Annotated in this window: 6 protein-coding genes; 5 read left to right on the top strand and 1 reads right to left on the bottom strand. The window is 52.7% G+C overall.

The window, feature by feature from the left end; all coding sequences use genetic code 11:
* Positions 1-428, bottom strand: a 428-nt coding sequence (locus AC1DHT_RS26780) for an Hcp family type VI secretion system effector (RefSeq protein WP_477761531.1), incomplete at its 3' end; no start/stop codon positions are given.
* A 569-nt stretch (positions 429-997) separates the two neighbouring features.
* On the opposite strand from AC1DHT_RS26780, the gene AC1DHT_RS26785 reads away from it, so the two are divergent.
* The 5 genes from AC1DHT_RS26785 (at position 998) to AC1DHT_RS26805 (ending at position 14,141) form a co-directional block, all read left to right on the top strand.
* Positions 998-1,180 (top strand): hypothetical protein, encoded by a 183-nt coding sequence (locus AC1DHT_RS26785; RefSeq protein WP_477761532.1) that lies wholly within the window; start codon positions 998-1,000, stop codon positions 1,178-1,180.
* A 1,597-nt stretch (positions 1,181-2,777) separates the two neighbouring features.
* A complete protein-coding gene (locus tag AC1DHT_RS26790; protein WP_477761533.1) occupies positions 2,778-4,013 on the top strand; it encodes a Druantia anti-phage system protein DruA in 1,236 nt (411 codons plus the stop codon).
* 19 nt (positions 4,014-4,032) lie between these two features.
* Positions 4,033-5,679: a hypothetical protein gene (locus AC1DHT_RS26795; protein ID WP_477761534.1), complete on the top strand. Its 1,647-nt coding sequence runs from the start codon at positions 4,033-4,035 to the stop codon at positions 5,677-5,679.
* 16 nt (positions 5,680-5,695) lie between these two features.
* Positions 5,696-7,585 (top strand): hypothetical protein, encoded by a 1,890-nt coding sequence (locus AC1DHT_RS26800; protein ID WP_477761535.1) that lies wholly within the window; start codon positions 5,696-5,698, stop codon positions 7,583-7,585.
* A 1,051-nt stretch (positions 7,586-8,636) separates the two neighbouring features.
* Positions 8,637-14,141, top strand: coding sequence for a DEAD/DEAH box helicase (locus tag AC1DHT_RS26805; protein WP_477761536.1), 5,505 nt, complete (start codon positions 8,637-8,639; stop codon positions 14,139-14,141).
* The last annotated feature ends 150 nt before the right edge of the window (positions 14,142-14,291 follow it).

Below are 14,291 nucleotides of genomic sequence, written 5' to 3' on the forward strand. Positions count from 1 at the left end.
TCTTCCAGGTGAGTGAAGTGCGAGTTCGCCGGGTCTTGGCAGTTGTGCATGTAGTCTTTGATGTCGACGATGATCGCGTCTTCAAGTTTGGTGGTGAAGTAGTGCTCTTGGGTGCCGGCAGCCGAGGTGCGGTACCACTTGATTTCGATAGAAGTCAGACGCTCGCCGGAAGTCAGGGCAGCCAGCAGCAGTGGCGAGGACTTGTCGAAAACCTTGGTGATTTTTACTGGCTTGTGAACGCGCTGGCCGGTTGGTTGGCCGGACTGCGGGTCACGCGGGATGATCACTTCGTGTTGGAAACCCTGAACCATGACCTGGTCTTCGTGACCTTCCTGGTAGGTGTTGCCAACCGAATCAGCGGTGAATGCACCGGCGGTGATCAGGCCTTGTTTGGTGCCAGTGATGGACATATACGCTGGTGTAGCCATGGATGCTCTCCTTGCTAAATAAATGAGGGTGCCCGGGAGGCGAGATCGCCCGGTGGGTACTCCTACACATCAAGCTTCGTGCCATATAGTACATTTCGTATATAAATCAATGAGATATACGATGTCAGTGTCGGACGCACCCTTTTTTGCTGTAGGAAAAGTCGCTAAAGTGCGCAAGAAGTTGCGCAGTACTGCGCAACTTCTTGCGCACTTGGCTGCAGACCTTGTATGGCGTGGCCTGGAGCAGGAATGGTGGGTGTTTTTCAGAAGGTGAGTGCGCAACTTCTTGCGCATAGAGGCATTGCGCCATTAAGAGCATTTCCATAAAAAGCGCCGGTAGGCATTAGCAGCTAATCGCTGTTCTTTGTCCCTAACTCTAAATTGTGGAATCGGGCTTTTATAACCATCGCTACGCGATTGCGGTTTGGATCTTGAAATCAGCTGGTTCCAAGAGAGGTCCAGCTATCGGCTATAAACGGACGTTCACCTAGGTCTGCTATCGGTTAAAGTCGAGGAGGGGCTCAGGTTTTCGGGCACAATAAAGCGAAGCAAGAACATGAGCGATAAACATGAATCACGAGCTTTGGCTGGAGCCGGATGGCTGCCAAACGTTTTGTCTAGGTGGCGTTCACGGTAATGATGCTCGTACGCTTCTTCACGCCGACGCCAAGCTTGTTTGGGAGGTCGAAGCCGAAAGTCATTTCGAAGCGATGACTCAATACTATGCGTATATGAGCTGGGGAAATACCTGACTGACTTTCCCGAGCAGGACAAAACCTCCTATCGAGAGTTAGGTTGGGAATATTAACCACGGCCTAGGCAGACGGGGGCTGAAGGTCTGCTTTCGGCCGATTCTGTTGAAAAAGTCGAAGCTGCCCGGCTCAACCTGTACTGAGCTTGGTAAACGTCCGTTTTGCACGTCGCTACGTAAAATCCAAGCCGATATTCCTTTTCGTAAAGTGCGGATTTAAATCTCAGGTGGGCATTTTTCAGTCGCCGAAACTGCTGGCGACTTTTTCAACAGTATCGGCCAAAAGAAGACATTCGCAGTTATCTGCAAAACCAGGAGTGATTCACCACTAAAGTCTGTTTGCTAATCGCGACCACTTTTTAGGTGTCTGTACTGATGGGACTTGCGCACCCCCAGAGAGAGACTGACGATGACGGCCGCCGCATTGGCGATGCATCCAGCGATGTGGACATAGCCCCAATGTCCGGTGCTCGCCGAAACAAAATGATTGATCCCGAGAAAAAAAAGACAAAACACCGGTTGCGGTAATCAAGCTGTCCAAGTATTCGATTGGGCGTGTTCGCAGTTCATTAATAAGGAATAACGCGAAAAACATATCGAAGAAAGCAATCTCCCGCTGCCAGCCACTCGCCAACGGCCATGCTGTGCCGTCGGCCATGAACTCGGGCGCGATCAAGTGTGCGATGGCGCTGACGAAGGCACCGGTTGAATCCACAGCCGATTCGGGATCCTGCCAACGTCCGCGATGGGTTGCAATTTGCCAGTCAAAGGTGGCCGCTACCGCCCCCAGTGCGGTCTTGTCACTGAATCTCGTAGCAGTTGCCGAAGGCTGCTTCCGCAGGCCCCACGGTGTCGGTACCGGGCACCTCCTCCGGCAGTTGCAACTGACTGGGGCGCTAGGACTCATRCAAATATCTGCACCGACAGCGAAATTATCGCCGACCACGACGAAGGACAAGGTCCTCTGATTTTGTAGCCTCATGGGATGATGCAAGGAGGCATCATCCCGAGGTAGCGCGACTCAGAGTTGAGACTCTTCCTTCACCTGCTGGCGATTCTTGTCCGCCCGCTGGCCATTGTTAATCGCTTCTATCGTGTGTCAGCGGGTAACGCAGATGACCCGTGGAGTGCCTGCTATTGAGCTTCATCATGAGGCTCGGATTTGTATCGAAATCCAGGCGTGATTCAAAGAAACCCTAGAGCGGGGATGGGACGATACCTCTGAGTTCAGCTTTTTGGGCGCCGTATAGGGGGCTAAGGGTAACCTTCTGTATCGCTGGCATCGTGCGCTCTAAGGCGGTCGGCCTACACCTCATGCCTGTGCAGTGGCGTTTTTGTCTGCCTTGCCTTTATAAGTGCCCAGTGTAACTGTACGATTCGCCGCCTCCGCGCCTAGCGCGCTAAAACGTGGAATGAGCCCAGTTGAGGCTGGTAAGTAACGGTAGCCTTAGCCGCCATTGATTTGGTCGGCTGCGCAGGAGGCTACGCCGACGTCATCCGTTTGCCTGACCGATCACATTCATTTCAGTGTATATCAGGCATCAGCCCCCTCGGTTTAACGAACTCAATTGGATCAATACTGGGCAGGAAGCAATTAAATGCCAAACGGCAACGCAATCATTGTCGGCGTTAACCCAAGGGAAGCCAACCTAAAGCGAAAGCTTCGCGAGCACTTACATTCATTAGGCTTCACCAAGACTGCTGAAGGTGCTTTGCGAGCCCCGGGAAATAGCAAGGATGCAATCCGAACGTTGCACAGTGCTCAGCGAGAAGAGCGCCTAATCGCCAGCGAAAACTTCGTTACCAGGGTTGGTGGAAAACTGCTGCAATATTTTGCGTCAGGAACGGATGTACAGCCGGAAAAAATTTCTCCGGTGTTGGAGAGGGTTTCGTCTGGTACCTGGCAAAGCGACCTTTTCAGACTCGCTTCGATGTCATGGTCCGTCCCAGTATCCAGCGGTTTCGGTCGGCGCCTGCGTTATCTCGTTTGGGACCAAAGCAATGGGAAGCTTATGGGGATCATTGCGGTCGGCGATCCGGTTTTCAACCTTGGCGTAAGAGACAAATTCATAGGTTGGAACTCGGAAGATCGCGGCGCCAGGCTTGTCAATCTCATGGATGCTTACGTACTCGGCGCAATCCCGCCTTACAACGCTTTGCTTGGTGGAAAGTTGATCGCCTGCCTACTCCGCAGCCGCGATATCTACAATGATTTCGCCAAAACCTACGGAGCCTCGACCGGCATTATCTCGCAGAAACAAAAGAAGGCTCGCTTGCTTTCCATCATCACGACATCATCGATGGGGCGATCCTCGGTTTATAACCGACTCAAGCTAAACGGGACTGAGTATCTTAAGTCGATTGGCTATACGGGCGGCTGGGGACATTTTCACATTCCCGACTGGCTGTTCATGGAATTGCGGGACTACCTACGCCATATCGATCATACCTATGCAGATCAGCATGCCTATGGTCAGGGCCCCAATTGGCGGTTACGGACCACTCGGGCCGCCCTGCTAGCACTGGGGTTTAAAGATGATTTGATGCGACACGGGATCCAGCGCGAAGTTTTTATATGTCAAATTGCCTCCAACGCGACTAAAATTTTGCAGACTGGAAAAGGCAAGCCGGAGATCAGTTCGCTTTTATCGGTGAGAGACATTGCCGATATGGCGTTGGATCGCTGGGTAATACCGCGAGCAAACAGCACTCCGGATTTTAAGTATTGGAGGCCCAACGATCTCATTGAGTTGTTTGGCAGCCAAGCGGAAGGCCTTAGAGCCCAAGTAGAGCGAACCGAAGCGCTCGGTAAACGTACGGGAACCAGAGCCTAGGCACGTAGGGAGATGTGCATTGGACTACGCGTTTAACAAACTGGCGAACAAGGTTGAATCTGCTGATCAGGCTACAGGCCTGGACCTGTACGCGTGCCCATGCTGCAAAGCGATGATGAGTCATCACGCTGGGACCATCCGAAAGAAATACTTCGCCCACTGGCCCGGGTGGGGAACGCCTGAATGCGAAAATTTTTCACCGGGTCAGCAGACACAAAACATCCAAAGTGGTGTTTTTTCTGCGCTGACGAAACGGCGAATGGATCTGCGGCTGATCATTCCAAAGGAGCAAGGCCGTACCGGATGGTATTTTGAACTCGTGTTGCCGTCGTGCCGTGCGTGCGACGCCACTGTCACGGTGGATGTGGGGGGGCGCCTTCAGCCGATCAACATGCGTGGCATGACTGACGGCTTTCGGATCATGGCCGAGCTGTCGACGGAAAATTATCGAATAGTATCCTTTGATGGCAACCCTGATCCTCTTTTTAAAGAGGGCGTGGAGAGGGAGTGCCTAGGATTTCCATCTTTTGGTGCTGCTGCCTTTACTGCCTCAGGACGCGGAGAGGCTCGCGGGTTTCCTAGAGCTCAGGAGCTCAGAGGCTCAGAGACCTATGCGTTGCTGTGGAAGGAGCCTGAGGCACCCGATTTTCCGAATGAGCTAGTTCTCGACTGGCTTGTTGGCAGGCAAGGCTGGCACCACGCGCTCGTTACCCTCCCTGATAGGCCCTCAACAGAATGCTCACAGTGGCTTCAGTCCTTTACTGGATTGATCGTCCACCCGCCCGTGCCTTACATCATCCCCATTTGGCCGTTTCTCACGCGAAACTCCAGCGTCCACACCATTGAATATGCTGAATCATCGGTGGTTTTGCTTTCGGCTCACATGATGCCTATGAGGCTGCACGACCAGGGGCCGACGATGCAAGCGTTTGGTGGAAGTGATCGCCTTTCCGCTACAGKGGTCGATCGCTCGCCAGCGCTCTTTGCTTTGACACCGGAAAGAACGGAGCACTTCCGTGTGGGCAAGAATGAGTACCAAGATCTTCAAAGGATCTTTATCCGTGCCCCTTCGCTAGGACGTAACCAAAGAATACCTACCGTAGAGGCCATATTTAGGGAGCGGGATGGGGCATGTTTGGTAGTCCCGATTTATCAGAAGAGATGCAAGACGCTGCTCGCGGCCGTCCGAGCTCAAGAACTGTCGCTTGGTTACCTCGCGATGCCTCCTGGTATTGAAGGACTGCTTATTGCTGAAAGTCCCTCTGAGCGCCGCGAAGTTGATCTCTCATCCGGCCTAGTTCCAGCTTCCCATAATCAGCATCAGCGCCTCCTTCCACTTGAGGTGCAGGCATCTGTCATCTGCTATCTGACTGACCCAGAGTGCCATATCGACCTGGACTTCGGCGGATTCGGGCGACTACGCCTATACGGCGAACAATCCTCATCTATTGCTGAGAAGATGTTGTTGACTCTAGGCCCTAGCTTAAGGGCTAGGGTTCTCAGTTTTATGTGTCAGTTGCAAGTAAGCACGCCGATGCTCGAGTCTGCGGATGATCATTCGCTGGTTCGTGCTTTCTCTGTGGTGAGGCTGCAACCGGAACTTATCCCGCATCACCGTACGTTAGCGACGAAGATCCTAGCTTGCGGTTTTGAACTTAACATTTAGGAGTAGGTGTCTCGCCATGAGTTACCAATATGGCCAGGAGGCAAGGGATCGTATCTCAGCGCTCGGGCAGGCAGCGGTTGCTAACTTCATCGATGAAGTTCCTCTAGCGTTTCGCAAACCGTTTTACGACCGTCAGCCGGCTATGCCCGGTTTTAGGCGAGGTACGCCACCCGAGTTCAAAAAGAAGCAAGAGCGTCTGGTTGGCCATCTTGTTCACACACAGTTAGGTTCGAAAGGGGATGCCGACTGGAAGCTATTTGCCGCCCTGTGGTTGGCATGGGCGAAAAACCGGTTGGGTGTTGATTTTCCCGTGAATGATGACCCCTTTCTCACACCAGGTTCGGGGTTAGCCTTCCTGAAGAGTCTGGCGGATCAGTTTCCTGATAGTCCGAGAGAGACAGTCGAGCGCCTATTCTGCTTCAGCGGATTTGCGGATCACGCAGACGCGCTAGTTGCGTTGGGGAATTTCCACCCGGCATCGACCCTTGCCCGTGATCGCATGATCAATGAGCTACCCGGGCGTCTGGATAAGATTGAGGACTACATTGAAATCGCAGAGCCGGCGGCAGAAGAGACGGCGGAGCGGATTGACCAATTTGAGTCCGAATTAGGATCTCTGACCAAAAGAATCGAGCTGGTTGCTTCTAGCGTAAGTGATGCTGACAGTGATGTGAGTGGTTTGCGGACCTCGCTCGACGAAGTAGCTGCGAGCGTTGAGACACTCGAAAAATCGGTCCAATCTCTGGACGCTGCTGGAAAGCAGGCTTCTGAATCAATCTCTGCCTTCAACAGTCGTGCTGAATCTCTCGAACAAAACCTAGAGGCGCTTTCGGTCAAGGCAGAAAAATGGCATGAATTCTTCGCTGAGATTTCGGAACTAAAAGAGGTAATTGATCAGATCCGTCTGCATGAAGACGGTTGGACCAAGACTGCCAATGCGATTGATGTGTTGGCCGAGCGTTTGGATGCGCTGGAAGCCAATCTTTCGAAAGCAGGCGACGGCTCCTCTAAAAAATATCAGGCCCTGATTTTTGAAACGGAGCCACAGGGGCCGCTCGTTGAAATCAACTCTCTTGAGACCGCCTGTGAAACGATTGCCTGGAACCTTCAGGCGTGCGGGATTTTAAAGGGTGTCGCGACCAATACTGCTCGTCAGATTTTAGCAGCGCTCACCACCGGACAGTTGATCCAATTTTCGGGCTCGATTGCCGACTTGGTGGCGGATTCTGTCGCGGCCGCTGTGGGTGGCCCAAAGTTTCATGAGTGGCGAGTGCCTGTCGGCCTCATTTCAGATGAGGTTGCAACTGACTGCCTTGAAGTCGCTGAAGATTCGTCGGGTTGTTTGCTCATCAAGGGCGCCAACCGTTCAGCATTTGAAATTTACGGAACAGCGATTCGTGACGTCGTCGTGCGCCGTCAGTATTCCATCTTGCTCTATCGTCGCCTCGCTCTGATCGCCTCTTGGACACAAGGGCCTGCTGCATTTTCTGATGGTGGCACTCTTGCCGAACTAGGTCCTGTTTTTGATACCGACTCTTTCCGTATGCGGGGAGGAGTTGCCAGTTTGCCAGGGCTGAAGTTTGGTCATCTCATGTGCGGTTCTTGGGACCAACTCCCAGGCTTTGACGAGGATTTGCCACCAGCGCCTGTTATGGAATTGAAAGACGGTCTTCGGGAGGCAGGATTTTCTCCCGGCAATCTTTGGCTAAGAAGTGCAGAGCGCGCCTTTGTGCGTCTGAGAACATTTCCAGGCGCAAGTGCAGAGGAAGATCTACATTCTCTGCTGAGGTTTTGGGCACTGCCTTGGGCAAAGGCAACTGCGGGACCAGCCGACGACATAGCTCGATTAGCCGATCAAGTGCTCGCAGGTATGCAAAGTGAAGTTGCGCTTATTGAGGGCATCTAGATGAAGTGGCAGGCGATGTCCCGAGATGAAGCCCTAAAAGTTCTCGCGGTAAGCATCGGATGCAAAGTCTCTGGCGAAGGGCTTCGCATTGCCGCGATATCAGAATGTTTGCGAGCTGCATCATATCTTTGCTCCGCCCCGGTCGAAGGATACGGAGCCTGGAAGTCTGCGGCGTCCCTTAGCTTAACCAGCATGGTCCGCCGGCGCTTGAGCTCGATTTGGCCAGAATTGGCCGAGGAAGGTGATACTCCACATGGAGTGATGACTGTCCTTAACAGTCTAGGCGACGTTGGAGATCTGGCGAAGGTTGAGGGCAGCAGATGGCTCACATCGCCAGCTCGAGGTGTCAGAGCCGCAGATAACACGGCAGTTGTAATTGGAGGTGGCCCGTCTCAGACATTTCCTCGTTCAGTTCAGTTGATATCCAGCGGCAGGGTGCGCCTTGTAGATGCGAGATCCTGTGAGGGTTGGATTGATATTTGTGACGCTCACGAATGGATTGGCGCTCCTATGGAGGGACTGGAAGCATGGTCTGCCCGGGTGCTCGCAGCGGCAAGGGGCCGGCTAGCTGATGCTCCGGGTGAATTGAACGAAGTTTCAATTTATTCGACCGGTAGATGGGCCCAACTCGCGACGATGCCGAGCGCAGAGGGGATCTTTCTCTCCAAGTGCCAGACTGGACCGATGCTCTCTTATTTTATTGGCAATTTTTTTCGCGGTCGTCTTCGGAAAATGGCGTCTTTGGATTCTCAGGAGGCCAGGCGTCTTAGTTTTCAACTAGACATACAAGCTGGATGCCCGATGAAGGTCGAGGCTAAGACTTCGCATGGGTTCACAAAGCTTCAATTGTGGCGGCGACTACCGCGAGAAGAGGAAAAAACGCTTTTGCTTGGTTGGCAAATACCAAGCCCAGAAGGTGCGCACCCAGGCGTCACCTCCCACGTTTTACCTACAGAAATGCTACCCATTGTGCGCAGCGCGCTCGACGGGCTTGGCGTCGTTTTGCATCAGCGCTGAAGCGCGAAGGAGGGATCTGATGAGCGTCACGTCGATGATGGCTGAAGCAACTGGTGTCCATGAGACAACAAAAAGCTTGGCCGATAGCTTGAGACAATACATTGAGGCCCAATACCACATCAGGGATGAGGGACTTGTCAGAGAGCGCAAGGCGCTTCTGCAGGCAGATGGCACTGTGGCTCAAACCCCTTATGTGGAAGCGACCGCCGTCTATAAAATTGGCGCTCCATACAACAGTTTGCCTATTCCCAAAACCGCTGCCGATGTACTGACACAGCTATCGGCTATGGGCTTGGGACTTTACCCGCTGCCGTATGAGCACCAATCTCAGGCGCTCGTCTCGTTCTTGGGGGGGGACGCAAATGACCTTGTGATCGCGACTGGTACAGGCTCGGGTAAGACCGAGAGCTTTCTTATGCCCGTCATAGGGAAACTCGCAATTGAGGGCGAGGAAAGGCCAGAGTCCGCTGCGATGCCCGGCTGCAGAGCATTGCTGCTGTATCCGATGAACGCCTTGGTCAATGATCAGTTGGCACGTATTCGTCGTATGCTTGGAAATCGAGATGCATCAGCAATCATCTCCAAAGGGCGGAAATCGCCTGTACGTTTCGGTAGTTATACGGGACGCACTCCGTATCCAGGTCCCCGATCGCCCGGTCGTGATGAGCGCCTTATTAAGCCTCTCTTTGAAGAGTTCTATAAGAAGGTAGGGAGCGTACCGGCAGTTAAAAGCGAACTTGATCGGATCGGCCGGTGGCCGAGTAAGGATCTCGATGCGTTCTACGCAGAAGACACTGTCAAGATCAAAACAAACACCGCAGGAAAGCAAACTGCCTCAAATAATTGGAGAGGAAGGCTGAAAACTCAGCCAKATGACCGTGAGCTCATGACCCGCGATGAAGTTCAAACGCGCTGTCCTGAATTGCTGGTCACGAACTACTCCATGCTCGAATACATGCTTATGCGACCGATTGAGCGAGATATTTTCGACCAAACGAAGGAATGGTTGAAAAAAGACTCCCGAAACGAATTCATACTCGTCCTTGATGAAGCCCACATGTATCGTGGCGCTGGTGGGGCTGAGGTCGCCCTTCTAATCCGTCGACTGTGCGCCCGCTTGGAAATTCCTCGCGAACGCATGCGTTGTATCCTAACGAGTGCAAGTCTTGGTCGTGACGAAACGGCAGCAGCGGACGGAGAGCGTTTTGCACGCGATTTGACGGGGCTGCCAGAAGACTCTTCACGACGGATTAAAGTTATTCAGGGCACACCTGAGCCACGGTCTACCGAATACACCGTTACTCAAACACAAGTCGACGCATTGGCCGATTTTGATCTGAGTGCGTTCCAGCGATCGGCCGATGATCTCGCAACTGCGGCAAACGCCGCAGCAGTCCTAGCCAAAAGGCTTGACTGGAGTGCCCCTCAGGCAAATGACAAAGCCTCATTTCGCGATTGGCTCTTCAATAGCCTTACTGATTTCGGGCCGCTGGAAAAGCTCATCACATTGGTGTCGGGTAGAGCCGTCCGCTTGGACAAACTGAGCGAGACGCTTTTTCCTGATTACTCTCTGGACAAGGCAGAAAAGGCGACCGATGCGCTACTCGCCTTGGGAAGCCATGCGCAACGACGATCTGACAGCCGTGTACTGTTGCCCACTCGTCTTCACCTATTTCACCGTGGATTGCCAGGGCTACACGCCTGCGTCGACCCTAACTGCACCAGCCGTTTGGCAGTGCACCCTGGCCCTACTATTTTGGGGCGGCTACATACAAAACCTTTGACTCAGTGCGGCTGCGATTCTAATAGCCGTATTTTTGAGCTACTGACGCACCGTGACTGTGGAGCCGCTTTCATTCGAGGCTACGTAAGTGAGAAAATGGAATTCGTGTGGCATCAGCCAAGCGGACCTTTGTCAGAAGGTGGAACCGTTCCGCTCATGCCCATTGAGATTTTTGTTGAGGAAAATGCCCATCCCCGCAGTCGACACAGAGATATGTGGTTGCATATGTCCACGGGCATCCTCACTGATGTCAGCCCGGGTGAGAATACGGGTTACCGAAAAGTACGCATACCTGACAAGCCACCAACCGGCGGCGATCTAACCTTTGATAACTGTCCGGTTTGTATTCGCAGAGTCAGGAGTGCCAAAGGCGACCCCTCGAAAATCATGGACCATGTTACAAAGGGCGAAGCACCGTTCACCACTTTGGTCCGGACTCAAATGGCGCGGCAACCAGCCAGCCGCACTACTGATTCGCGACATCCCAACGGTGGTCGAAAGGTTCTCATATTCTCCGATGGTCGGCAGAAAGCGGCGAGGCTTGCTCGGGATATTCCACGTGACATCGAGCTCGATGTTTTTCGCCAGGCTATAGCACTTGCATGCCAACGGCTTCTCGACAACAAGCAAGATCCTCGACCTACGTCTATGCTCTATCTTGCCTTCCTCCAAATTTTGACTGAACAAGATCTGCCAATATTTGATGGACTAGATGCGAAAAGGATTGAGGAGGTACGTGCAGTTTATGAACGTGATTATGGCCCCGATTATTTGCAAGAAGCGCTTGGTGATGGGAATCCTCCAAGCGACTTTCCAGCTCGGTATCGCATCGCCCTGTTGAAGCTGCTGTGCAGTAACTATTACTCCCTTTCAGGAACCACCGTAGGTTTCGTTGAGCCATCTCAACGGAAGTTCAAAGCGCTGAAAGAAGAGTTGAAAGCGGTGGGTATCGTAATTGGTGACGAGGACGTCCGAGCTCTTGCCGTTGGATGGATTGATTCGCTCCTTCAAGATTTCGCCTTTGACTCGTCGATAGATCCGATACTCCGTTACAAGGCGGCCGGCTTCCCTAAATCCGGCTGGGGTAGCAAGGGTCAATTTGACAAGGAGTTGAGGAGCGCTTTAACCAGTCACCTCGGATGGGCCAGTACAACCTTTGAGTCCGTTGAAACGATTTTCCGCGGTCAACTGGCTGAACAGGTGGATGGTGGTTGGTTCCTGTCCCCTAACTCGTTGAGACTTGTGGTTGATCTCGCGCATGTGTGGACCCGCTGTCCCGATTGCACTTCTCTGATGCCTTTTGCGTTAGCCGGAAAGATCTGTCTGGCGTGCGGCAGTCAAGGCACTACGCCTATCGACCCTTCCAACAGTGAATATGTCAAAGCACGTAAAGGATTTTGGCGCCTCCCGGTACAAGAAGCTCTAGAACCAGATGCTCGACTTTCCAACTTGAACGTCGAGGAGCATACGGCGCAACTTTCGAATCGTGACCGTAGCAAGGTCCACGCAACAACAGAGCTCTACGAGTTGAGATTCCAAGATGTTCTGGTGGGTGAGAAGGACAGACCTATCGATGTATTGAGTTGCACGACAACTATGGAGGTCGGGGTCGACATCGGCTCCCTTGTTGCGGTTGCATTGCGCAACGTTCCCCCTCAGCGCGAGAACTATCAGCAGCGTGCTGGCCGCGCTGGGCGGCGGGGCTCTTCTGTATCTACAGTAGTGACATATTCTCAAAACGGACCGCATGACAGTCACTATTTCTTAAATCCCGCCCACATCGTAGCTGGTCCGCCACGAACTCCTGAGGTCAAAATAGACAACGAAAAAATCGCCCGTAGGCATGTGCACGCGTACCTCATTCAGACGTTTTTCCACGAAGTCATGGCACAGTGCAAAGTTCCAACCGAGAAAACGTCGCTGCTTCTGAAGGCGCTAGGTTTAACGCAGGACTTCTTTTTTGGTGCGAAGGAGACTGGGCTCAATCTCGAAAGCTTTAAAGCTTGGGTATCACGTCGTGTGATTGCGGAAGATGCCGACTTGAAGAGATCAGTGGTTGCTTGGCTTCCCCCAAATCTCGACACTCGGGGCGTTTCGCTCGGTGATTGGCTTGTTGATACTGCTGAAGGGCTTTTGCTGACTTTGCAGGAGCTCTCCGTGCATGCGCCAACACCGGAAACTCTTGATGAGCTCGTTGAAGCGGATGAGGAAGAGGGGGGGGATATAAGTGGCAGTCCAGAACCTAATCTTGAACAAAAGGAACTGCTGGAATTTCTCTTTTTTCATGGTCTGTTACCGAGCTACGCATTTCCCACAAGCCTTTGCAGTTTTCTGGTTGAAAAGCCAGAGCGAGTGAATAACAAATGGGAGATCCGTACCCTTCAGCGGCCACAGCAATCTATCTCCAAGGCCCTGAGTGAATACGCTCCTGGCCGCCTTATCGTGATTGATCGCAAAACTTATCGGTGTGGCGGTGTATTCGCGGATATGCCCGCAGCGGTTGTAGATCGCGCTCGACCACTTTTTGCAAACGCCAAGCTGCACGTTCACTGCAAGGCTTGCTCCTTTGTCAGGGATCCGAATAAAACGGGGGGTAATAGTGGAGCTTGTCCAGTCTGCGATGGGGAGCTCGTGGCAGAGCGCATGATCCTGCCAGAGGTTTTTGGTCCAGAGAAAGCAAAAGAACTGCCCGAAACCGATCGGGATCAAGAGATCACTTACGCGACCATGGCCCAGTTCCCGCAACCCGTGGATCCTGAGGTGTTTAGCTTTACCAATTGCGGTCCCTACGCGAGCTATACGCATGCAATTGACCAAACATTGGTGACAGTCAACCGAGGGAAGGAAGGCTCTGAGTTGGGCGGCTTTTCGGTTTGCATAGATTGTGGTCACGCCTCGGTTTATGACCGGGATGAGGTACTTGGCATACATGATCGGCCCTATTTTCAACAAGGTCCAAAAGGTACGYCGGAGCGCTGTAGCGGGACGTTTGATCGTGTGTTATTGGGGCATGACTTCGACACCGATCTTCTCTTGCTCAGGCTGAAAGTTGCGGATCCGTTAGTCACCAATACAGTAGATTCAATTGTTTTACGGATCCTCGAAGACGCGCTACATACGATCGCTGAGGCACTTCGTCTTGCCGCGAGTCGCCACCGGCAGTTGGACTTAGACCCGGCAGAGTTTGGGTCTGGGTTTCGTATCGAACCTGCGCTCCAAGACAACGCCCGGATGCTGGACGTGTTCTTGTACGACACCCTTTCGGGAGGAGCTGGGTATGCAGAGGTTGTCGCGAGGCACATGCCTGAAATTCTCGAGGACTCTCTTGGTCTTCTGGAGAGTTGTACCTGTGAGACATCATGTACAGAGTGCCTGAACCACTTCCACAACCAACACCTTCAGAACCGACTCGACAGACACTTAGGGGCAATGCTGCTGCGTTATGCTGTTCGAGGCGAAGTACCTGGCTGCTCATCACCGGAAGCGCAAGTCGCAACGTTGTCACAACTTCGCGCAAGCCTTGAATTGAATGGCTATCAATGTTCAGCAGTTGAAAGCAATGAGACCCCGCTGTTGGTGGCCCGCAACGGCCGTCAGGTAGCAATTGGCTGCTATCCTGGGCTGATTGGCACCCCAGAATTTGTACATCCCGTGGTGAAAGCCAAGGGGGTACATAGCTCCCGCGGACTGAATGAGTATCTGCTTCGGTCCAACCTGCCTGACGCCCAACTTATGGTTCAAGCTTTATTTCAGTAATGCTGGGGAGAAAATAAGACCGCGGTGCTTATTTCCGGTAAGTCACAGTTCACCTGTGACTTACCGCTTTTTCTTACGGTGAGCAATTAATCGAAAAATTTTCACAGAGGTGAGGGAAAGCTTTTTAAGTAGACGGCTTGAAGTTTTTTT

This window comes from Pseudomonas sp. 05N432, assembly GCF_056396945.1.

Coding starts and splice junctions, on each gene's coding strand:
- AC1DHT_RS26785 (WP_477761532.1), top strand. CDS start 998: ATGAATCACGAGCTTTGGCTGGAGCCGGATGGCTGCCAAACGTTTTGT.
- AC1DHT_RS26790 (WP_477761533.1), top strand. CDS start 2,778: ATGCCAAACGGCAACGCAATCATTGTCGGCGTTAACCCAAGGGAAGCC.
- AC1DHT_RS26800 (WP_477761535.1), top strand. CDS start 5,696: ATGAGTTACCAATATGGCCAGGAGGCAAGGGATCGTATCTCAGCGCTC.